This window comes from Synechococcus sp. HJ21-Hayes (genome assembly GCF_024345835.1).
Lineage (GTDB): Bacteria > Cyanobacteriota > Cyanobacteriia > PCC-6307 > Cyanobiaceae > Vulcanococcus.
In genome coordinates this window covers 205,254-223,628 of record NZ_JAGQBW010000001.1, presented here as the reverse complement: position 1 = coordinate 223,628, position 18,375 = coordinate 205,254, and the positions used below count along the sequence as shown (strand labels likewise).

The following is an 18,375-nucleotide window of genomic DNA, read 5'->3' as shown; positions in this document are numbered from 1 at the left end:
CCATGGTGGGGGCATCGAGAGCGCAACCATGGCGGGCCCCGTGGCCCCGATCGCCAGCATCGGGGTACCCACCGAGATCAAACGCGATGAACAGCGGGTGGCCCTCACCCCCGATGGCGTCAGGGAACTGGTGAGCCATGGCTTTGCGGTGCGGGTGCAGGCCGGCGCCGGCGCCGGCGCCGGGATCGACGACCAGGCCTTCCAGGCGGCCGGGGCGAGCCTTGTGGACCGGGAGGACGCCTGGGCCGCCCACCTCGTGGTGAAGGTAAAGGAACCCCAATCGGAGGAATTCGCCTTCCTCCGCCCCGACCTGGTGCTGTTCACCTACCTGCATCTGGCCGCCTACCCGCAGGTGGGCCGCGCGCTGCTAACTGCCGGCACCACGGCCATCGCCTACGAAACTGTCCAGCTCGACGACAACAGCCTGCCGCTGCTGGCGCCCATGAGTGAGATCGCCGGGCGACTGGCCGCCCAGGTGGGGGCCCATTTGCTGGAGAAGCCCCACGGTGGTCGCGGGGTGCTGATGGGAGGCTGCACCGGGGTGCGGCCAGCGCGGGTGGTGGTGCTGGGGGCCGGCACGGTGGGCTGGAACGCCGCCCGGGTGGCGGCCGCCATGGATGCGGAGGTGTTTCTACTGGACCACTCCCCCCAGCGCCTGCGCCGGCTGGAGAGCGACCGCCGTGGTCGGCTGGTGAGCCTGGTGAGCAGCCGCGGCCTGCTGGAGCGCCTGCTGCCCAGCGCCGATCTGCTGATCGGCGCGGTGCTGCTGCCAGGAGACAGGGCCCCCACCCTGGTGGAGGAGGCGTTGGTGCAGCAGATGCAACCCGGATCGGTGATTGTGGACGTGGCCATTGACCAGGGCGGCTGCATCGCCACCAGCCGGGAGACCACCCACACGGATCCGGTGCTCACCATCCACGGGGTACAGCACTACGCCGTTGGCAACATGCCGGGGGCTGTGCCTTTCACCTCAACCGAGGCGCTGGTGAGTGTCACCTTGCCCTACATCCTGGCGATCGCGGGGCGGGGGCTGGTGGAGGCCGTCACCGAGCGGCCTGAGCTCGTGTCCGGTCTCAACACGATCAATGGCTCGGTGTGCCACCCCGGCGTCGCCAAGGCCCTGGGGCTGCCCAACCGCCATCCCATGGCCTGCCTGCACTGAGCGGCCCAAGGATCGCCGGCTTCAAGAGAGCTCCAGAGCCTCCAGATAGAGCCAGCGACCATCGGGGCACTGGCCTTCCCGCCCGAAACGGGAGCACTCCCGCATCACCCCGATCTGGTCCGCGGCGACGTAGTGAGCCGCGAAGGTCACAGTGCCAGTGGTGTCGTCCGGGCCGCCGGCGGTGACCTCAAGGATCTCCAGCCGGCGCCAGCGCACCTGCATGAGGCTGGCCTGCAGGGCACGGCGGCGGCGCGCCAGGGGTTCCGGCGAGGGGTGGGTCGTGAGCAGATACTCCACCTCCCCCAGGGCATAGGCCGCATAGCGCGAGCGCATCAGCTGCTCGGCCGTGGTGGCCTGCAGCAGGCCGCGGTGCAGGGGGCTGCAACAGGAGCCATAGCTGAGGCCCCCACAGGGACAGGGCTGTTCCATCGCTCAGACCAACGGCGGCAGGGGACGGCACAGAGCGGCCGGGCTGATGCCCTCCCGCAGCGCCACGAGCAAACCGGCGGCCTCCGCATAGCTGACCGCCTTCAGCACCGGCAATCCCAGCGCCTCCGCCGACACGTTGAGCACCGAGGGGTTATGCACCGCAATCAGGGGGATGCCCCGATCTGCGCACGCCAGCACGGCCGCCCCCCCGAGGGCCCCGGCGGGAGCCACCACAGCACCCAGATCCGCCACCTGGAGACAATCAGCGGCACCGCCGCCCAGCGGCAGCGGCACCAGATCCGGCGCCCGACTCAGGCCCACCAACACACAGGCCAGAAACGTGTAGCCCAATTCCTCACCGGCCGCGCGCGGGTCCAGGCCTGGGTCGAGCGGCAAGGGGCTGAGGGCCGGAGCATGGGCGCAGGGAAGCCCCAGCTCCCGGCTGAGCAGGTGGCTGATCACCGCCTCGGCACCGGCCAGGACATCCACCCCAGAGCCCTGGCGGTAGGCGGCCAGGGCCTCACTGGTGGGATCCTCTGGGAAGCGGGCCACCACCGCGATGGCGGTGGCGCCAGCCGCCTTGAGCTGGTGGCCAGCTCGCAGCAGGGCATCGGGGCGACCCAACCGGCCCCAGCTCGCCCCACTGGCGCCCTGGCTCAGACTGACCTCAAGCGGCTCATCGGTGCAGACCACCGGACCAATCTCGAGGCCCAGGCTGGCCCGGCAGCCATCCGCCACCTGCAGATGGCGCCAGCGCAACTCCTCCTCGATGCCGGCATCGAGCAGCAGCCCCACCCGCTGGCGGCGCACCGACCGCAGGGCAATCGCCCCGGAGGCGAAGCGATCCAGGGCCGAACCCTCCACATAGTGGATGCGGGGATCACTCCAATAGAGAGCCGCCCCATTCATCACGTTGGGATGGGTGATCAGGCAGCCACTGGCCGCCGCCAGCACCCGGGCCGAGGGCAGGGCGTCGCCGGCATAACCACCGATGGCGCAACCGATCCCGGTGGGAATCACCAACAGGGTGGGCAGGGGCCTGGCCGCCGTCATGCGAGAACCACCGCTTCAATCGTGAGCAGCGATCCCGCCAGGCCAGCCATGGGATCGGCTGGCGGCTCCACAGCGGTGACGGCCCAGCGCAGCGGCTGGCCGTGACAGGCCAGGGCCGCCTCGATCTGGGGCAGCAGGGGGCCGGCAGCCCGGCTCATCCGCAGGCTGACGGGCTGCAACGTGGCAGCCGGGCGGCTCACTTCTGGAATTGGCCGAACTGGGCCTCGTAGAGGGCGTCTTCCTGCCCCGCCACCAGCTTCAGGTTGCTGAGGGGAAACGCCACGCACAGCAGGGTGAACCCCTGCTCCTGCAGATCGGCCCGCACGCCCATGGCATCCGGTTGATGCACGCTGCCCTCGGTGACCCGCGCCGCGCAGGTGGTGCACACACCCGAACAGCAAGAACTGGGCAGATCCACCCCGGCGGCCTCAGCCGCCGCCAGCACGGTCTGATCGGCGCGGCAGGTGAAGGTGTGCGGCGTGCCGTTCAGTTCAGCGACAACGGTGAAGGTTTCGCTCATGGCTGGGGCAAAGGGCCTCCCATCTTCGCGGACGGCTGGTGGTCAGACGTCGAGGGTTGTCCACTGGGCCGGATGGGGCGCCAGATACTCCGGAGGAGCAGGGTCATCGGCCTGGGCTAGGGGTGCCGTAAGGGCCAGATCAAAGGCCACCGAGAGGCGCACCTCGTCTGCGTCCTCATTGGCCGTCACGGCGTGGTCGGTGCTGGCGGGGAACAGCACCAACAAGCCGGCCTGCGGCGCCACATCCAGCCAGGGGGCATTCCAGAGCTGGGCGGCGGGGGTATCCGGCCGGAGCGGCCCCCCATGGCCCACCGCCAACCCCGGCACCAGCTCATTGGCCTGCTGGCGCGGGAAGAGGCGCAGGCAACCACTGCGACCCGATCCATCGCCATTGAGGTAATAGATCGCACTGAGGTGGGCATTGGGATGGTGATGGCGCCCCACCACCTGGCCCACGTCGCTCACCACGGGCCAGGAGCGTTGGATGTGTAGGGCGATGCGAGCCGACTCGAAGCCAAGGGCCTCGAGATAGAGCCAGGCCTGCTGTTCCACCTGGTGGCGCAACCACTGGAAAGGCTCCTGGCGGTGCAGCTGCCAGATGCCGTTGAGATCGCCTGTCCAGGCGCAACCGGGCTCCGGATTACCTTCGGCGTCACCGCGGAGGCTCAATACCTCCTGCATGAGGATCGCCGAATCCCAGGGATCCGGGCGCAACTGCACCCGGGCCAGGGCCAGGGGAAACAACGGCTCCAGCCTCAGCTGGACGGAGTTGGTGCTGTCCATCGGAAGGCGCGGAGCAGGGGAGAGCCGCAAGGCGGGTATCTCCCCAGCCTGCAACCTCAGCGGCTCGCTACTTAGCCACTACGGCCGAGAGGTGCACCATCAGGACCTGAATGGCGGTGCCGGCAGCGGTCACGGGGGTGTGCCGTTGGCGAACGCCGCAATAGACCCGCCGTGGCCAGGGTCCACAGCACAAAACCCCAGTCCAGGTGGCTCTTGTGCGATGGGCACAGGAAATCCACAGGAACCAGGGCTCGATGAGGCGTGAGACGGTAAAGGCTCAGGCCATGGCAGCCGCACCGCCCACCACTTCCAGGATCTCCTGGGTAATGGCGGCCTGGCGGGCCTTGTTGTAGTCGAGGGTGAGCGACTTTGCCAAGGCCTTAGCGTTATCGCTGGCGTTGTTCATGGCGGTCATCCGGCTGGCCAGCTCAGAAGCGGCAGCTTCCTGCAAAGAACGCAGCAATTGGTTCTGCAGATAGAGGGGCAGCAAGGCATTGAGCAGTTGCTCGGGGCTCTGCTCGAACACCAAATCAGAGGGAAGAGCCGGTTGCTGGTTCTGCACCTTGCCGGTTTCCACACCTAGTTGACCGTCCCGGGTAGTGAGACGGAAAATCTCGTCGTCAGGAATAGCAATACCCTGAGGATCCAGAGGCAAAAGGGTTTGGATCACGGGCTTCGAGCTCACCAGGTTGATGAACTTGGTGAAGATAATCTCTACGCGATCCGTGCTGGCGGAGATGAACTCGGCCAGCACCTCGTTGGCGATTTCAGCCGCTTCAGAGGCGTTGGGCACCTGCTCCAGACCGGTGAAGGTGGCGCGAATCTTGTAAAGGCTGGCGCGATTCTGGAAGTAGGTGATCGCCTTGCGGCCAATCAACACCAGATCCACGTCGTAGCCCTGGCCCTTGAGCTCGGCCACGCGCAATTCCGTGCGCTTGATGATGTTGGCGTTGTAGCCACCGCACAAGCCGCGGTCGCCGGTCACGGCGAGCAGGGTGATGGTACGAACGTCGCGATCCTCCAGCAGGGGAGCATCGGCATCTTCGAAGCGCATGCGCGACTGAAGATTCTCCAGTACGCGGGCCAGACGGTCAGCAAAGGGGCGGCTACGCAGCACCTGTTCCTGAGCTCGGCGCACCTTCGCTGCGGCCACCAGGCGCATGGCCTCGGTGATCTTGCGGGTGTTCTTGACCGAACTGATTCGGTCGCGGATGTCCTTGAGGTTCGCCATGGAATCGGATCTCTGGGTTAACCGTCAGGATCAGGCCGCAGCCAGCATCGACGACTTGACTTCGTTGATGGCGGCCTTCAGCAGGGCTTCAGAGGCCTCACTGAGTTGCTTCTCGGTCTGCACGCTGGTGATGTACTCGGGCTTGTTGCTCTTGAGGTACTCGCGCAGCTCGCGGCAGAACTGAACCACCGACTCCACGGGGACTTCGTCGATCAGGCCCTTGACGCCGGCGTAGACCACAGCCACCTGCTCGGCCAGGATCAGGGGGCTGAACTGGGGCTGCTTGAGGATTTCGCGCAGACGCTTACCGCGAGCCAGCTGCTGCTGGGTGGCGGCATCCAGGTCGGAGGCGAACTGGGAGAAGGCGGCCAGCTCGTCGAACTGAGCCAGCTCCAGTTTCAGGGTGCCGGCGATCTTCTTGATGGCCTTGGTCTGGGCAGCACCACCCACCCGACTCACGGAAATACCCACGTTGATGGCGGGGCGCAGACCGGAGTTGAAGAGGTCCGAGCTAAGGAACACCTGACCATCGGTGATCGAAATCACGTTGGTGGGGATGTAGGCCGACACGTCGCCAGCTTGGGTCTCGATGATCGGCAGAGCGGTCATGGACCCCTTGCCCATGGCATCGCTCAGCTTGGCGGCACGCTCGAGCAGGCGGCTGTGGCAATAGAACACGTCGCCGGGGTAAGCCTCACGGCCGGGGGGACGACGCAGTAGCAGCGACATCTGGCGATAGGCCTGAGCCTGCTTGGTGAGGTCGTCATAGATGACGAGGGTGGCTTTGCCCTTGTACATGAAGGACTCAGCGATGGCCGCGCCGGTGTAGGGCGCCAGGTACTGGAGGGCCGCCGATTCGGAAGCGTTGGCCGCCACCACGATCGTGTAGTCGAGGGCGCCCTTCTCGCGCAGCACTTCCACCACGTTGGCCACGGAGGCAGCCTTCTGGCCCACGGCCACATACACACAGACGACGTCTTCGCCCTTCTGGTTGATGATGGTGTCGATCGCGATGGCGGTCTTGCCGGTCTGGCGGTCGCCGATGATCAGCTCGCGCTGGCCACGACCGATGGGAATCATCGCGTCGATCGCGGTGATGCCGGTCTGCATGGGCTCATGCACCGACTTGCGCTGAATGATGCCGGGCGCCATCGATTCGATCAGGCGCGTCTCGGTGGTAGCGATGTCGCCCTTGCCATCAATCGCCTGACCCAGGGAGTTCACCACGCGGCCGAGCATGGCGTCACCCACGGGCACCGAGGCGATCTTGCCGGTGGCCTTCACGGTGCTGCCTTCCTGGATGCCGCGGCCTTCGCCCATCAGCACCGCACCCACGTTGTCGTCCTCAAGGTTGAGGGCGATTCCTTCCGTGCCATCTTCAAACTGCACCAGCTCACCGGCCATCACCTCTTCGAGGCCATAGACACGGGCGATGCCGTCGCCGATCTGCAGCACGGTACCGACATTGCTGACGGAGACCGACTTGTCGTAATCAGCGATCTGCTGCTTGAGGATCGCGCTGATCTCGTCGGGGCGGATGGAAACCATGGGAGGCGTTGGTGTTGAGGACGAAGGGTGAGAACGATTGACGGGTGCGGAGCTAGCTCACCTTGGCCAGTGCCAGTCCGAGGCGACGCACCTGACCCGCAAGGCTGGCGTCAATCACCTTGGAGCCGACCTTCACGACGAAACCGCCGATCAGGGCAGGGTCCACCTTGAGGCTGATCTCCAGCTGGTCGGTACCGGCAACGGCCTGAACCTTCTTGCTGAGCTCAGCCTGCTGCTCCTCGCTGAGGGCGGCAGCGGAGGTCACGGTGGCAAGCGCAATGTTCCGCTGATCGCGATAGAGCTCGAGCATGCGCTCAAGCACGGCGTCCAGAACGCCGATGCGCTGGCGATCAGCCAGCAGCTTCAGCAGATTGAGGAACGACGGGGTCACCTGATCGGCAAACAGCTTCTCAAGGGCCGCCTTCTTGGCGTCAACTTCGAGAACTGGTGAGGCCATCGCCTGACGCAGTTCCAAGGATTGAGCCCAGAGGGCCAGAACGGCCTTGGCTTGGTCGACCACCTCATCGACTTCCTTGCGGCTGTCGGCCACTTGCAGGAAGGCTTCGGCGTAGGGGGTGGTGACGGTGTTGAGCAGCGGCATCAGGCGTTCCCCAGGTTTTGGATGGACTGATTCACCAACTGGGCCTGAGCCTTGTCGTCGAGCTTGCCGGGCAGGGTCGCCAGGGCCTTCTCGATGGCAAGACGGGCAGCTTCCCGGCGCAGCTGGTTGCTCACCCGTGCGGCCTCAGCATTGAGGTCGGCAGTGGCACCCTGCTTGAGACGGGCCATCTCCTCGATAGTGCGCATCTCGCTGTCCAAGCGGATGGCTTCGGCACGGGCCTTGCCATCTATACGGATCTGATCGGCCTTCTGCTGGGCTGCGGCCAGATCGCTCTGGGCCTGGGCAAGGGAGCTGGTGGCGGCTGCCAGACGCTCTTCGGCGTCTTTGAGGTCGGCAAGGATGCCAGCGCGACGCCGCTCCAGAATTCCACCCAGGAAATTGGGAAGGAATTTGTAGAGGGCGAAGATGACAATCGCCAGGTTGATGATGTTGGTCTCGAACAGGTTCAGGTTCAGCCCGAAACCACCGTGCGAGGCCAGGATCGAGGGGAAATTCATTTGGCAGCCAGCAGACGGTTGACGATCAGGTCACCGAGCTTGTCGGCATCACCCTTGAGCTGACTGAGGGCCGACTCCCGTTGGGCGTCGATCTCACGCCGGGCCTGCTCCCGGGTGGCGTTGGCGTCTGCCGTAGCAGCTGCCAGAGCTTCGCGGTAGAGCTTGTCGGAATCCTGCTCCGCTTCGAGAATCAGCTTCTGGGTTGCCACGCGGGCATCCTTGAGCTGTTCCTTGAGGTCCGCCTCAAGACGCTCAACCTGGGCAAGCTTCTGCTTGGCCTCGGCACGGCTGGTGGTGATGTAGCCCTCACGCTCTTCCACGACCCGACCAACGGGACGGAAGAACAGGGCATTGAGAATGAAGGTGAGGAGCACCACCTGCACCGCCATCAGCGGCAGGGTGGCATCGAGGTCAAACAGACCTCCCTCCGTTGCACCTAGCAGTAGCCAGCTGGTCATGAGGCGGGGGTGCGGGCGGGTGATCCGGGGTAGTCCGGAGGGCCGTCAAGCGGCCAAAAAGCAGGAAGGGCTGGGATGTGGGAAGGGGCTGACCACCATTGGTGGTCGGCCCCCACTCACCTCCGTTCGCGATCAGCCGGCGAAGGGGTTGGCGAACAGCAGCACCAGGGCGACCACGAGGCCGTAGATGGTGAGAGCTTCCATGAAGGCCAGGGACAGCAGCAGGGTGCCGCGGATCTTGCCGTCAGCCTCGGGCTGGCGAGCGATGCCTTCAACGGCAGAACCAGCTGCGGTGCCCTGACCGATGCCGGGGCCGATGGCGCCGAGGCCAACAGCGAGACCAGCGGCCACAACAGACGCAGCGGAAGTGAGGGAATCCATGGTGGAACTAAGGATGTGGGGCGCCGGGAGAGCGCGGATTGGGACCGGGACGTTATCCCTGCGCCTGGGACATCTCAGAAGACCTGAGATGGGCCCGGATCGAGCCGGACCTGCGCGCAGAGAGTTTGCCAGACCGGGGTGACCGGCCTGGACTGACCATCAGTGGGTCAGTGGTGCTCTTCGTGCACCGCTTCACCGATGTAGTTACCGGCGAGGGTGGCAAAGATCAGGGCCTGGATGGCGCTGGTGAACAGGCCCAGGAACATGGCCGGAAGGGGAACGAACAAGGGCACCAGGAAGGCCAGCACACCCACCACCAATTCGTCCGCAAGGATGTTGCCGAACAGACGGAAAGACAGCGAGAGCGGCTTGGTAAAATCCTCGATGATTTTGAACGGGAGCATGATCGGGGTGGGCTCCACGTAGTACTCGAAGTACCGGAATCCCTTACGGCTCAAACCTGCGTAGAAGTAGGAGAGCGACACCAGCAGAGCCAGGGCCACCGTGGTGTTGATATCTGCTGTGGGAGCCCCGAGCTCACCGTTGGGCAGATGAATCAGCTTCCAGGGCACCAGAGCGCCACCCCAGTTGCTCACAAAGATGAACAGCAGCAACGTGCCGATAAAGGGGAGCCAGTCGCGGTAGGCCTTCTCACCGATCTGCTCGCGGGCAAGATCGCGGATGTAATCCCAGAGGAATTCCAGAAGATTCTGGACACCACGGGGATCCCGCTCCATCTTGCGGGTACCCACCACCACGAGGGCCAGCAGGGCACCGATCACGACCCAGGAGCTCAGGAACACCTGGCCGTGGATCTTCAGATTCCCGAGCTGCCAGTAGAGGTGTTGACCCACCTCCAGTTCGGCAAAGGGAAGAGCAAGTGGCAAGGGAACCATCTGGCTGGAAGTTCGGTGTCGCAGGAGCGACGGTTGAGGGGAAACCGGCGAGGCCGGAGCTCAGGTCTCGGAAAAGGCCTGGAGAATCAGAGCGGGCTTGTAGAGCAGGAAGCCGAGCAGAGCCGGCAACAGATCGAGCTGGGGGATTCGGGCTCCCGCCAGCACAAGCACCACTGGGACGAGCAGCTGGGTCTTGCCGACCTTCTTCGAGCCATTGCCGAGCTTGCCAACACTGCGGGCGAGAAGCCGCAGATAGAGCACTCCGCCCAAGGCGCCCACCAGCAGGCTGGCGGCCGTATGGAGGCTGAAGACCAGGGCCGTGATGGACACCGCCAGGGCGGAGACGATCAGAGTGGCCAGGATCAGGCGCCGCTGAAGCTGCGCGTAGTCGTCGGGCGAACCAGACGACGGGGGTTTCAGAGCCGAATCGGGGCTGATGGAAGCTTCAACACCGCTCTCCGCCTCGATCTCAACCCCCTCGAGGGGATCAGTTTCAGGGGGGTTCACGGGTGAGGCCTGCAAACGCGCCGAGGCTCTGAAAAGGCGCGCGGAATCTATCACGCAGCCTTGCCACCAGGGGGGCGAAGCAGTAGAACCTGCGCCCCCTGCAGTTCCCTTGCCACAGCAACGATCCGGGCCGATTCCCAGCCCAACGGCAGCGCGGCCAGGGGCGTTCCTGCTGGAGCAAGCTCGAGAGATTGCATCAGGGCCAGGCCATCGGCGCTCAGGTCCAGGGGGGCCATATCGGAATCGAGTAGGGCCGCACCGGGCCAACCCCAGAGGCAGCGGTTGCGCTCCCCGGTTGCCGCCAGCAACTGGGGAGTATCAGCCCAGTCGTGGCGCGGCAAGTCCCCCTTGGACAGGAAGAACTCGAAGTGGCTGATGTCGGGGTCGAGATCTTCCACCAGTTGCCACTGGGCCCGGCTGGGCAGAGCCTGGGCCCGCTCCAGCAACTCGCCGCACAGCAGACGGCTGGGATCCCACACCTTCGGATTGGAGAAGCCGGCGAACTGCAGGTCAGCAGAGTCCACAAAGGCGAACAGCCGCTCGAGGTTGTAGCTGGTCTCCTGGGGATGGAGATACATGTCTGCGAAGTTCGCATCGGCGGCACAGTCGATCGCCCAACGCTGCTCGTGGTTCCGGCGCAGCCGGTTGTGCTCTGGCAACTCCGCGAACAGTTGCCGGCCCAGCCGCAGCCCCTGCTCGCCGGTGCCCACACCCATGGCGCTGAGCGCCCGTTGGGTGCGATGAATCTCCCAGCGCCCCCCATCGGCGTAGAGGAACAGGTGCAGCAGGCCACCGGGTTTCAACAGCGCAGCCAGAGCCTGGAGACCAGCTTCCGGTTCGCGCAGGTGGTGCAGCACCCCCACCGAGTTGATGTAGTCGAAGGGGCCCTCGCCCTCCAGCTCCAGCAGGCTGCGGTTCTCCAGCCGCACGCTGGCCTGGCGCCCACCACCGGAGCGGCGCAGCCGCTCGCGGGCCACCTCCAGGGTGCCGGGCGAGATGTCCACCGCCAGGATCTCGGCACCGGGATTGAGGTGGGCCAGGTAATCGGTACTCACTCCAGTACCGCAGCCCGCATCGAGGATGCGTAGGGGCTGGTCCGCACCAGCAGGGACCGGCAAGCCACCCGTACAGGCGGCATAGGCCGTATCGACACACCAGCGCCAGTTGTATCCAGGCGGGGGGCCGTCCTGGAGGGGATCACCGGGATAGGGAAAACGGTCGTAGAAGGCGCTCACCACCGGCGTGGCGGCATCGGCTGGGGCCTGGGTCATGGAGCGACGGAAGACAAGCGGCGCCAGGCCTGAAGGGGGGCCTGAACGGCTGAGCTTTTCATGGCCACCCCCGCTGGCGGCGGCCCAATCCCATCAGGCTGCAAACATTTGTTCATGGGCTGCCGGGAGGCCAGAGGGCCAGCCGTAACGTGCCTTGGCCCGGTTCGCTCTCCTCAATGACTGTGACCGCCAGCAGCGGCAGCAGCAGGGTTGCACCCCAGCGCTTTGACACCCTGCCGCTTTCCAGCGTCCGTCAGGCGGAACAGCAGGATCGATTCCCCGATGGCGGCGAGCTCAACACGCTCGTCAACTTCTTCCAAAGCGGCCAGCTGCGTCTCGAGGCCGCCCGTCGCCTCTCGGCCAACGCCGAGGCGATCGTGGCCAGGGCCGCCAACCGCATTTTTGTGGGTGGCACTCCGCTCTCCTACCTGGACGCGCCCCTGACGCCGGTGAGCGCCCCTGGCGCCACCCCGCTGGCCGCCGATCAGGCCGCCTTCCAGCGGTCCGTGCAGACCTTTGCCGGTGCAGCCGGCAGCAGCAAGTCCGGCAATGTGCTCACCCGGCTCCTGGAAGGTGCCGGCGGCGATGCCGACGTCCGTGTGGTTCTCCCAACGGGCTTCAATCCGATTTCGGTGGCCCGCTACGGCACCGAGCGGATGAAGAAGTCGATCCGCGACCTGGCCTGGTTCCTGCGCTACGTGGGCTACGCGGTGGTGGCCGGCGATCCCAGCATCCTCGCCGTGAATACCCGTGGCCTGCGGGACGTGCTCGAGAAGGGCTGTTCCCTGGCAGCCACCAACGTGGCCCTGCAGGAAATGCGTGCAGCCGCCGCGGAGCTGATCAAGGATCTTCCGGAAGCCCGTCAGCTGCTGATCGACAGCTTCAACGTGCTGATCAAGGAACTCGACGTTCCCACCCCCTCGGCCCGCCAGCGCCTGGGCAACCCCGAGAGCCAGGGCCTGCAGCTCCCCGCTATCTACGCCCTGGGAGCCCAGGGCAAAGCCCAGCGCTTCAACATGAAGCCGGGTATGAGCGGCGCCCAGAAGGCGGAGGTGGTGCGTGCTGCTTACCGCCAGGTATTCGAGCGCGACATCGTCAAGGGCTACAGCCAGGTGGTGTGCCCCGTGGAAGCCACCCAGGTGCGCCAGGGTGACATCTCCATGCGGGAGTTCATCCGCGCCCTTGGGCATAGCAAGGAATATCGCCAGCAGTTCTATGGCCGCTTCTCCAACAGCCGGGCTGTGGAACTGGCCTTCCGCCACTTCCTGGGGCGCGGGCTGAGTTCCAAGGAGGAGTTCACCCGCTACTTCGACATCGTGAGCGCCCAGGGCCTCAAGGGCCTAGTGGATGCCCTGATCAACACCATGGAATACGCCCAGGTGTTCGGGGAAGAAACGGTGCCCTACCTGCGCGACTTGGGCGAAGAGGCCCAGGAGAGTGCGGGCTGGGGTAGCCACCGCAAGCTGTTCCGATTCAGCGCTCCCTTTGAAGGTGCCCCCCAGTACGTCACCCTTTACGCGAGCTACCGCCAGCCCTTTGCCGACCAGCACCCCTACGGCGGCGGCAACGATCCGCTGGGCCTGAACTACGGCGCCATCTTCCCCTCAGGCACGGCCAATGTGGCCACCCGCCCGGCCCCCTTCGGCTACGACAGCCGCCGCATCTTGGTGGGCAACGGCATGCGCCAGCCGGGCCAGATGAATAGCCCCCAGTTCCGTGCCTCCACTCCCCGCAAGGTGGGGCCGAAGGTGGTGAGGCTGGAGCAGATCGCCACCGGTGGCGCCTCCGTGCCCCGCCGCGGCGGACAGCCCAGTGTGCGCAACACCGAAGCCAGCACCCAGCGCGTGATCCGCGCCGTCTATGTGCAGGTTCTCGGCAACACCGGCTATGCCGGTGAGCACAACAAGGTGGAGGAGATCAAACTCGAAAACGGCGACCTCAACCTGCGGGAGTTCGTGCGCCAAGTGGCCCGCAGCGACGCATTCCGCCGCCGCTACTGGAGTGGGCTCTACATCTGCAAAGCCATCGAGGTGATGCACCGGCGCCTGCTCGGCCGTCCCACCTTCGGACGCTGGGAGATCGATGCCTACTTCGACGTGGCCGCCCGCAAGGGCTTCTACGGGGTGGTGGACGCCATGCTGAACAGCCGCGAATACAGCGAGAGCTTCGGCGAAGACACCGTTCCCTATGAGCGGTTCATCACCCCGACTGACCTGAGCACCCGCCGCGTTCCCGCCCTCAAGCGGACCTTCAACGCAGCGGCCTATGCCGATCTCACCCCCCGTCAGCGCCCCGATGTGGCCCCTGGCAATGAGATCCGCTACGCGGGCAGCCTCACCCCCCGCAACCTGCCCGCCAAAGCCTCGGTGGTGCGCGGCGGTTGGAGTGCAACCCTCACCGGTGGCCAAACCCTTGCCCCCCAAGACGGCCTTCAGCAGGGGCCGGGTTCGGTTCAGGTGCCTCCCGCTCCCGAGCGGCGCTGGAGTGCCCCCCGCTGGCAACCCGGCGGTGGCCTGGCGGCCCCCTGGAGATCAGGCGCCACGATCACCGCACCGACAACTGCACCAGCCGCCTTCCGCAGCGCACCCACCATCAGCGGTGGGTGGAGCGCCAGCCTGTCCACTGGCGCGGGGGCCTTCGCGGAACAACCCGGTGCCGCCATGGCCAAAGCTCTACGAGCCGGCAACCTGCAGGGCTTCAGCAAGCGCAGGAGCCTTGGCAGTGTGCTGAAGCTGGCCATGGCAGCCAGCCCCGCCGAGCAAACCCAGGCCATTGAGGCGGTGTACCGCCAACTGCTGGGGCGTCAGCCCCTGGCCTCAGAGCGGCTGGTGGATGCCGAATCCCAGCTCCGCAATGGCGAGCTGATGGTGGCCGATTTCGTGGCCAAGGTGGCCGGCAGCGAGCTGTTCAACCGACGGCTCAATCGCATGGCACCGCTCCGGGCCGCATCCGCCGCCTACTTGGCTCTGCTTGGCCGAGCCGCCCAACCGGAAGAAACCAGCCGCTTCCTGGCCACCCGCTCCAACGAGGGCCAGCGGGCCGCCCTCGAGGCCATCCTCAATGGCCAGGAGTATGCCGAGAGCTTTGGCCGGGACACCGTGCCCCACCTCAAGGGCATGGCCACCAGCGATGGCATTCCGCTCACCACGGTGAATCGCACCGCGGCTCTCTACGGCGGCAACGCCGCCCTGATCCCGCCCAATCGCGGCGCCATCTGAGCTGCCGCCTGCGTTCATGGGCAACCAAAGCCCCTGGCCTAACGGCCAGGGGCTTTTATTTGCAACAGCTAGACACAAAGAATCGATCGCTTCGAGCCTTCTCCAGGGCGGAATCAAGCCACCAGATTGTTAACAACTGAGACGACTCCCGCGTATTCACAACACAGCCCAAAGCCTTTGCCAGCAAAGGGGTTTGCCGATTCCGAGCGCCGTGAAGAACTGTTACCAGGCCAGGGAAGCTCGCGGGGCGCTGCCACAGAATGACTCGGCGATCAGCACTGCTGTCGCCTCCTTCAGTCGCCCGTCCAAGCAGGCCACCTGGCAGCAGGTGATCCGCGTGGCAGGCCGGCCCCGCCGCAGTCACCTGCTCAACGGACCACTGAGGGTGTCCCCCCCTTACCCACCGGATATCGGTCACCATTCTGGCGACCGCTTGTTTCGAGGCAGAACTGCATGAGCATCGTCTCCAACTCGATCATCAACGCGGACGCCGAAGCCCGCTACCTGAGCCCTGGCGAACTCGACCAGATCAAGGCTTTCGTCAGTGGCGGTCAGCGTCGTCTGCGTGTCGCCCAGGTTCTGAGCGAGAGCCGTGAGCGCATTGTCAAGACCGCTGGCGGCGCTCTCTTCCAGAAGCGCCCCGACGTCATCTCCCCCGGCGGCAACGCCTACGGCGAGGAAATGACCGCGTCCTGCCTGCGCGACATGGATTACTACCTGCGCCTGGTGACCTACGGAATCATCGCGGGTGATGTAACCCCGATCGAGGAAATCGGCATCATCGGTGCCAAGGAGATGTACCGCTCCCTGGGTACTCCCCTCGAAGCCATGGCCGAAGCCGTGCGCGAGATGAAGAACGCCGCCACAAGCCTGCTCACCGGCGCTGACGCCGAAGAGGCTGGCTTCTACTTCGACTACGTCGTCGGCGCCCTCTCCTGAGGTTGCTTCCTCTCTAACCAACGCCTCTTCGATCAGGTTCCATGCAAGACGCCATCACCAACGTCATCAATCAGGCCGACGTTCAAGGCCTGTATCTGGACAGCTCCTCCATGGGCCGTCTGGAGCAGTACTTCGCCAGCGGTGAGCTGCGCGTGCGTGCCGCCGCGACCATCAGCGCCAATGCCTCCGCGATCATCAAGGAAGCGGTTGCCAAGTCGCTGCTGTACTCGGACATCACCCGTCCGGGCGGCAACATGTACACCACCCGTCGCTATGCAGCTTGCATCCGCGACCTGGACTACTACCTCCGTTACGCCACCTACGCCATGCTGGCCGGTGACACCTCGATCCTTGACGAGCGTGTGCTGAATGGCCTCAAGGAGACCTACAACTCCCTGGGCGTACCCATCGGTGCAACCGTGCAGTCGATCCAGGCTATGAAGGAAGCCACTGCCTCCCTCGTGGGACCGGATGCTGGCCGCGAAATGGGCGTGTACTTCGACTACATCAGCTCCGGCCTGGGTAACTGATCCCTGCCCCTGGCACACCCTGCGGATCACTCCCATGCGCCTGTTCAAAGTCACGGCCTGCATCCCCTGCCCTGAGAAAACCCGTTCTCAACGCGAGCTGCAGAACACCTTCTTCACCAAGTGGGTGCCCTTCGAAAGCTGGTTTGCTGAGCAGCAGCGAATCATGAAGCAGGGCGGCAAGATCCTGAAGGTTGAACTGGTCACCGGTCGCCGTCAGGTGAACGTCGGTAACTGAACCATCCGTCACTGTCAGCCCTGTCGCTGCCGTCTCTCCATCGATCAGCCCGGCTTCGGCCGGGCTTTTTTGTTATTGATGCCCAGAACTGGCGCCCAGCCATTGGCGGGTCTCCAACAAATACGAGAAACTCAGTCCTTCATTAGCCCATGCCCTTGGCCAAAGCCACTGCCCAGACCAAGGGTTTTCTGCCCGTGCCCTTCGCCCAGTGGCCGGCGGAAGCGCGCCTGCTGCTCGGCATGGTGGCGCTCTGGTGCCTGTTGGGCCTGGTGGTGCTGGGCTCCGCCAGCTGGTGGGTGGCCGCCCGGGAGATGGGCGATCCCAGTTACTACCTGAAGCGTCAGGCCATTTGGCTAGTGGCCAGCTGGGGCCTCCTTTATCTCGGGCTGCGCATCAACCTGCGGCGCTGGTTGCGGCTCGCGGCTCCAGCGCTGTTGATCGGGGCGGTGCTGGTGGCTCTGACCCTCGTGATCGGCAGCACCGTGAACGGTGCCAGCCGCTGGTTGGTGATCGGCCCCGTACAGATCCAGCCCACGGAACTGATCAAGCCCTTTCTGGTGCTCCAAGGGGCAGCGCTGTTCTCCCACTGGAAGCGGATCTCAGCCGATCAGAAGCTGATCTGGCTTGGGGTGTTCGCCGTGGTGCTGGGCCTGATCCTCAAACAGCCCAACCTCAGCACCGCTGCCCTGTGCGGGCTGCTGCTGTGGCTGATGGCCCTGGCCTCCGGCCTGCCCATGGTGGCCATGCTCGGCACCGCCGCCGCTGGCGCGGCTGTGGGTGTCGGCAGCATCGCCATCAACGAGTACCAGCGCATCCGCGTCACCTCGTTCCTCAACCCCTGGACCGACGCCCAGGGGGATGGCTACCAGCTGGTGCAGAGCCTCCTGGCCATCGGCTCCGGGGGATTCTGGGGCGAGGGCTTTGGGCTATCCACCCAGAAACTGCAATATCTGCCGATCCAGAGCACCGACTTCATCTTCGCGGTGTTTGCCGAGGAGTTCGGCTATGTGGGCTCGGTGGTGTTGCTCTTGTTCCTGGTGTTGTTCGGCTATGTGGGTTTGCGGGTGGCTCTGAGCTGCCGCAGCAATCAGCAGCGGCTGCTGGCCATCGGTTGCACCACCCTATTGGTGGGTCAATCGATCCTCAACATCGCCGTGGCCAGTGGAGCCATGCCCACCACAGGCCTGCCCCTGCCGATGATCAGCTACGGCGGCAACTCCCTGCTCTCGAGCCTGCTCACGGCTGGACTGTTGATCCGCTGCTCCCTCGAGGGGGCCGGGCTGGAGCCCCTGCGGCCCCGGCGAGACCGGCGGGAGGCCGCTGGCCGCCGGAGCGCCCCGATAGGCTGAGCCGATTGCGCGGCTGAATCCCAGCATGTCCGCTCTGGCACTGGCGGATTGGGCCCGCACCAGCGAAGAGCTTCTGCGCAGCTCCCTGGCCCAGCCCGGACCCTTCACCCTCGGGCTGGTGTTTGCCGGCGGACTGCTCACCAGCCTTGGGCCCTGCTCCCTCTCGCTGTTGCCCGTGACCCTGGCCTACCTGGCAGGCTTCGATACCGACAACACCCGGCCCTGGCTTCGCAGCCTCAGCTTCAGCGGCGGCATCGTGGCCTCGTTGGTGCTGCTGGGCCTGGCCAGTGGCTGGTTGGGGCACCTCTACGGCCAGGTGCCAGGGCTGATCCCAACCCTTGTGGCCATCCTGGCGGTGGTGATGGGGCTCAACCTGCTTGGTTTGCTGCGGCTGCCCCTGCCTGCAGGCCCCGATCCCAACCAGTGGCGGCAGAAGGTGCCAGCGCCCCTGGCGCCCCTGGCGGCCGGCCTGGCCTTTGGCCTCGCGGCCTCTCCCTGCACCACCCCGGTGCTGGCGGTGCTGCTGGCCTGGATCGCCCAGGCCGGCAATCCCCTGGCCGGTATGGCACTGCTCACCTGCTTCGCCACCGGCCAGGTGATGCCGCTCCTGTTGGCCGGCACTGTTGCAGCCTGGATGCCGCGGCTGCTAGCCCTGCGTGCCCTGGGACAGTGGGTGCCTCCCATCAGTGGTGTGGTGCTGCTCATCACCGGCGGGCTCACCCTGCTGGCCCAGTGGACCTGAAGGC

The 18,375-nt window shown here is 65.5% G+C and carries 21 protein-coding genes; 7 read left to right on the top strand and 14 right to left on the bottom strand.

What is annotated here, in order from left to right; all coding sequences use genetic code 11:
* The first annotated feature begins 28 nt into the window (after positions 1-28).
* A complete protein-coding gene (gene ald / locus KBZ14_RS01255) occupies positions 29-1,162 on the top strand; it encodes an alanine dehydrogenase (RefSeq protein ID WP_255116459.1) in 1,134 nt (377 codons plus the stop codon).
* A 21-nt stretch (positions 1,163-1,183) separates the two neighbouring features.
* Here ald and KBZ14_RS01250 read toward each other — a convergent pair whose 3' ends face one another.
* The 14 genes from KBZ14_RS01250 to KBZ14_RS01185 form a co-directional block, all read right to left on the bottom strand.
* On the bottom strand, positions 1,184-1,591 hold the full coding sequence (locus KBZ14_RS01250) for a YchJ family protein (RefSeq protein ID WP_255116458.1): 408 nt from the start codon (positions 1,589-1,591) through the stop codon (positions 1,184-1,186).
* A 3-nt stretch (positions 1,592-1,594) separates the two neighbouring features.
* Positions 1,595-2,644 carry a DUF3326 domain-containing protein gene (locus tag KBZ14_RS01245; RefSeq protein ID WP_255116457.1) on the bottom strand — a complete coding sequence of 350 codons (1,050 nt, stop codon included), beginning with the start codon at positions 2,642-2,644 and terminating at the stop codon, positions 1,595-1,597.
* A complete protein-coding gene (locus tag KBZ14_RS01240) occupies positions 2,641-2,844 on the bottom strand; it encodes a DUF8621 family protein (protein WP_255116456.1) in 204 nt (67 codons plus the stop codon). Before KBZ14_RS01240 ends, KBZ14_RS01245 begins: the two co-directional genes overlap by 4 nt.
* Entirely contained in the window at positions 2,841-3,164 is a 324-nt protein-coding gene (locus KBZ14_RS01235) for a 2Fe-2S iron-sulfur cluster-binding protein (protein WP_255116455.1), read from the bottom strand. Before KBZ14_RS01235 ends, KBZ14_RS01240 begins: the two co-directional genes overlap by 4 nt.
* A 42-nt stretch (positions 3,165-3,206) precedes the next feature.
* Positions 3,207-3,947 carry a TIGR02466 family protein gene (locus KBZ14_RS01230; RefSeq protein ID WP_255116454.1) on the bottom strand — a complete coding sequence of 247 codons (741 nt, stop codon included), beginning with the start codon at positions 3,945-3,947 and terminating at the stop codon, positions 3,207-3,209.
* A 277-nt stretch (positions 3,948-4,224) separates the two neighbouring features.
* Positions 4,225-5,178 carry a F0F1 ATP synthase subunit gamma gene (locus tag KBZ14_RS01225; protein ID WP_255116453.1) on the bottom strand — a complete coding sequence of 318 codons (954 nt, stop codon included), beginning with the start codon at positions 5,176-5,178 and terminating at the stop codon, positions 4,225-4,227.
* 30 nt (positions 5,179-5,208) lie between these two features.
* Positions 5,209-6,726: a F0F1 ATP synthase subunit alpha gene (atpA, locus tag KBZ14_RS01220; RefSeq protein WP_255116452.1), complete on the bottom strand. Its 1,518-nt coding sequence runs from the start codon at positions 6,724-6,726 to the stop codon at positions 5,209-5,211.
* 52 nt (positions 6,727-6,778) lie between these two features.
* The gene (gene atpH / locus KBZ14_RS01215) at positions 6,779-7,327 is read right to left on the bottom strand and encodes an ATP synthase F1 subunit delta (RefSeq protein WP_255116451.1); all 549 of its coding nucleotides are present in this window, start codon (positions 7,325-7,327) and stop codon (positions 6,779-6,781) included.
* Positions 7,327-7,845 (bottom strand): F0F1 ATP synthase subunit B, encoded by a 519-nt coding sequence (locus KBZ14_RS01210; protein ID WP_255116450.1) that lies wholly within the window; start codon positions 7,843-7,845, stop codon positions 7,327-7,329. Before KBZ14_RS01210 ends, atpH begins: the two co-directional genes overlap by 1 nt.
* Complete coding sequence (locus KBZ14_RS01205) at positions 7,842-8,303, bottom strand: F0F1 ATP synthase subunit B' (RefSeq protein WP_255116449.1); 462 nt, start codon at positions 8,301-8,303, stop codon at positions 7,842-7,844. Before KBZ14_RS01205 ends, KBZ14_RS01210 begins: the two co-directional genes overlap by 4 nt.
* Positions 8,304-8,435: 132 nt before the next feature.
* Positions 8,436-8,684, bottom strand: coding sequence for an ATP synthase F0 subunit C (atpE, locus tag KBZ14_RS01200; protein WP_255116448.1), 249 nt, complete (start codon positions 8,682-8,684; stop codon positions 8,436-8,438).
* 167 nt (positions 8,685-8,851) lie between these two features.
* Positions 8,852-9,580: a F0F1 ATP synthase subunit A gene (gene atpB / locus KBZ14_RS01195; RefSeq protein ID WP_255116447.1), complete on the bottom strand. Its 729-nt coding sequence runs from the start codon at positions 9,578-9,580 to the stop codon at positions 8,852-8,854.
* A gap of 60 nt (positions 9,581-9,640) precedes the next feature.
* A complete protein-coding gene (locus KBZ14_RS01190; RefSeq protein ID WP_255116446.1) occupies positions 9,641-10,087 on the bottom strand; it encodes an ATP synthase in 447 nt (148 codons plus the stop codon).
* 50 nt (positions 10,088-10,137) lie between these two features.
* Positions 10,138-11,358 carry a class I SAM-dependent methyltransferase gene (locus tag KBZ14_RS01185; protein WP_255116444.1) on the bottom strand — a complete coding sequence of 407 codons (1,221 nt, stop codon included), beginning with the start codon at positions 11,356-11,358 and terminating at the stop codon, positions 10,138-10,140.
* Between the two features lie 176 nt (positions 11,359-11,534).
* On the opposite strand from KBZ14_RS01185, the gene KBZ14_RS01180 reads away from it, so the two are divergent.
* From KBZ14_RS01180 to KBZ14_RS01155, 6 genes are all read left to right on the top strand, one after another.
* Positions 11,535-14,576, top strand: a complete 3,042-nt coding sequence (locus tag KBZ14_RS01180) for a phycobilisome rod-core linker polypeptide (protein ID WP_255116443.1) — start codon at positions 11,535-11,537, stop codon at positions 14,574-14,576.
* A 453-nt stretch (positions 14,577-15,029) separates the two neighbouring features.
* On the top strand, positions 15,030-15,515 hold the full coding sequence (gene apcA, locus KBZ14_RS01175; RefSeq protein WP_255116442.1) for an allophycocyanin subunit alpha: 486 nt from the start codon (positions 15,030-15,032) through the stop codon (positions 15,513-15,515).
* Positions 15,516-15,556: 41 nt separating this feature from the next.
* Positions 15,557-16,045, top strand: coding sequence for an allophycocyanin subunit beta (gene apcB / locus KBZ14_RS01170; protein WP_255116441.1), 489 nt, complete (start codon positions 15,557-15,559; stop codon positions 16,043-16,045).
* Between the two features lie 34 nt (positions 16,046-16,079).
* Positions 16,080-16,280 carry a phycobilisome linker polypeptide gene (locus KBZ14_RS01165; protein WP_255116440.1) on the top strand — a complete coding sequence of 67 codons (201 nt, stop codon included), beginning with the start codon at positions 16,080-16,082 and terminating at the stop codon, positions 16,278-16,280.
* A 149-nt stretch (positions 16,281-16,429) separates the two neighbouring features.
* The gene (locus KBZ14_RS01160) at positions 16,430-17,629 is read left to right on the top strand and encodes an FtsW/RodA/SpoVE family cell cycle protein (RefSeq protein ID WP_399210219.1); all 1,200 of its coding nucleotides are present in this window, start codon (positions 16,430-16,432) and stop codon (positions 17,627-17,629) included.
* A 25-nt stretch (positions 17,630-17,654) separates the two neighbouring features.
* Entirely contained in the window at positions 17,655-18,371 is a 717-nt protein-coding gene (locus KBZ14_RS01155) for a cytochrome c biogenesis CcdA family protein (protein WP_255116438.1), read from the top strand.
* Positions 18,372-18,375 lie beyond the last annotated feature (4 nt).

Coding starts and splice junctions, on each gene's coding strand:
- ald (WP_255116459.1), top strand. CDS start 29: ATGGCGGGCCCCGTGGCCCCGATCGCCAGCATCGGGGTACCCACCGAG.
- KBZ14_RS01250 (WP_255116458.1), bottom strand. CDS start 1,591: ATGGAACAGCCCTGTCCCTGTGGGGGCCTCAGCTATGGCTCCTGTTGC.
- KBZ14_RS01245 (WP_255116457.1), bottom strand. CDS start 2,644: ATGACGGCGGCCAGGCCCCTGCCCACCCTGTTGGTGATTCCCACCGGG.
- KBZ14_RS01235 (WP_255116455.1), bottom strand. CDS start 3,164: ATGAGCGAAACCTTCACCGTTGTCGCTGAACTGAACGGCACGCCGCAC.
- KBZ14_RS01230 (WP_255116454.1), bottom strand. CDS start 3,947: ATGGACAGCACCAACTCCGTCCAGCTGAGGCTGGAGCCGTTGTTTCCC.
- KBZ14_RS01225 (WP_255116453.1), bottom strand. CDS start 5,178: ATGGCGAACCTCAAGGACATCCGCGACCGAATCAGTTCGGTCAAGAAC.
- atpA (WP_255116452.1), bottom strand. CDS start 6,726: ATGGTTTCCATCCGCCCCGACGAGATCAGCGCGATCCTCAAGCAGCAG.
- atpH (WP_255116451.1), bottom strand. CDS start 7,327: ATGCCGCTGCTCAACACCGTCACCACCCCCTACGCCGAAGCCTTCCTG.
- KBZ14_RS01210 (WP_255116450.1), bottom strand. CDS start 7,845: ATGAATTTCCCCTCGATCCTGGCCTCGCACGGTGGTTTCGGGCTGAAC.
- KBZ14_RS01205 (WP_255116449.1), bottom strand. CDS start 8,303: ATGACCAGCTGGCTACTGCTAGGTGCAACGGAGGGAGGTCTGTTTGAC.
- atpE (WP_255116448.1), bottom strand. CDS start 8,684: ATGGATTCCCTCACTTCCGCTGCGTCTGTTGTGGCCGCTGGTCTCGCT.
- atpB (WP_255116447.1), bottom strand. CDS start 9,580: ATGGTTCCCTTGCCACTTGCTCTTCCCTTTGCCGAACTGGAGGTGGGT.
- KBZ14_RS01185 (WP_255116444.1), bottom strand. CDS start 11,358: ATGACCCAGGCCCCAGCCGATGCCGCCACGCCGGTGGTGAGCGCCTTC.
- KBZ14_RS01180 (WP_255116443.1), top strand. CDS start 11,535: ATGACTGTGACCGCCAGCAGCGGCAGCAGCAGGGTTGCACCCCAGCGC.
- apcA (WP_255116442.1), top strand. CDS start 15,030: ATGAGCATCGTCTCCAACTCGATCATCAACGCGGACGCCGAAGCCCGC.
- apcB (WP_255116441.1), top strand. CDS start 15,557: ATGCAAGACGCCATCACCAACGTCATCAATCAGGCCGACGTTCAAGGC.
- KBZ14_RS01165 (WP_255116440.1), top strand. CDS start 16,080: ATGCGCCTGTTCAAAGTCACGGCCTGCATCCCCTGCCCTGAGAAAACC.
- KBZ14_RS01160 (WP_399210219.1), top strand. CDS start 16,430: ATGCCCTTGGCCAAAGCCACTGCCCAGACCAAGGGTTTTCTGCCCGTG.
- KBZ14_RS01155 (WP_255116438.1), top strand. CDS start 17,655: ATGTCCGCTCTGGCACTGGCGGATTGGGCCCGCACCAGCGAAGAGCTT.